The sequence below is a fragment of the Kitasatospora sp. NPDC059146 genome (genome assembly GCF_042786665.1).
Classification (GTDB): domain Bacteria; phylum Actinomycetota; class Actinomycetes; order Streptomycetales; family Streptomycetaceae; genus Kitasatospora.
In genome coordinates this window covers 1-1546 of record NZ_JBHZCY010000269.1, presented here as the reverse complement: position 1 = coordinate 1546, position 1546 = coordinate 1, and the positions used below count along the sequence as shown (strand labels likewise).

Sequence of the window (1546 nt, the reverse complement as noted above, 5' to 3'; positions counted from 1 at the left end):
CTGGTGGGCCGTGACTGCGTGCCTTTTGAAGAATGAGCCTGCGAGTTTGCGGTGTGTAGCGAGGTTAACCCGTGTGGGGTAGCCGTAGCGAAAGCGAGTCCGAATAGGGCGACCCAGTTGCATGCCCAAGACCCGAAGCGGAGTGATCTAGCCATGGGCAGGTTGAAGCGCGGGTAAGACCGTGTGGAGGACCGAACCCACCAGGGTTGAAAACCTGGGGGATGACCTGTGGTTAGGGGTGAAAGGCCAATCAAACTCCGTTATAGCTGGTTCTCCCCGAAATGCATTTAGGTGCAGCGTCACGTGTTTCTTGCCGGAGGTAGAGCACTGGATAGGCGATGGGCCTTACCGGGTTACTGACCTTAGCCAAACTCCGAATGCCGGTAAGTGAGAGCGTGGCAGTGAGACTGTGGGGGATAAGCTCCATGGTCGAGAGGGAAACAGCCCAGAACACCGACTAAGGTCCCTAAGCGTGTGCTAAGTGGGAAAGGATGTGGAGTCGCAGAGACAACCAGGAGGTTGGCTTAGAAGCAGCCACCCTTGAAAGAGTGCGTAATAGCTCACTGGTCAAGTGATTCCGCGCCGACAATGTAGCGGGGCTCAAGCACACCACCGAAGTCGTGTCATTCACGTGTGAAGGCCTAACGGCTGCGTGGATGGGTAGGGGAGCGTCGTGTGCCGGGTGAAGCGGCGGTGGAAACCAGTCGTGGACGGTATACGAGTGAGAATGCAGGCATGAGTAGCGATACAAGAGTGGGAAACTCTTGCGCCGATTGACCAAGGGTTCCTGGGTCAAGCTGATCTGCCCAGGGTAAGTCGGGACCTAAGGCGAGGCCGACAGGCGTAGTCGATGGACAACGGGTTGATATTCCCGTACCCGCTTTGAAGCGCCAACGCTGAACCAGATGATGCTAAGGCCGTGAAGCCGTCCCGGAGCCTTCGGGCAAAGGGAAGTGGTGGAGCCGCCGATCCAAGTCTGTAGTAGGTGAGCGATGGGGTGACGCAGGAAGGTAGTCCAGCCCGGGCGGTGGTTGTCCCGGGGTAAGGGTGTAGGACGTGAGGTAGGCAAATCCGCCTCACACGTAGTCTGAGACCTGATGCCGAGCCGATTGTGGTGAAGTGGATGATCCTATGCTGTCGAGAAAAGCCTCTAGCGAGTTTCATGGCGGCCCGTACCCCAAACCGACTCAGGTGGTCAGGTAGAGAATACCGAGGCGTTCGGGTGAACTATGGTTAAGGAACTCGGCAAAATGCCCCCGTAACTTCGGGAGAAGGGGGGCCATTCCTGGTGATGAGTCTTGCACTCTGAGCTGGGGGTGGCCGCAGAGACCAGCGAGAAGCGACTGTTTACTAAAAACACAGGTCCGTGCGAAGCCGTAAGGCGATGTATACGGACTGACGCCTGCCCGGTGCTGGAACGTTAAGGGGACCGGTTAGCTTGGATTCGTCCAGGCGAAGCTGAGAACTTAAGCGCCAGTAAACGGCGGTGGTAACTATAACCATCCTAAGGTAGCGAAATTCCTTGTCGGGTAAGTTCCGACCTGCA

The 1546-nt window shown here is 57.0% G+C and carries 1 rRNA gene; it reads left to right on the top strand.

Annotated elements, in window-relative coordinates:
• Window positions 1–1546, top strand: a 23S ribosomal RNA gene (locus ACFXPX_RS43855); the annotation flags it as partial.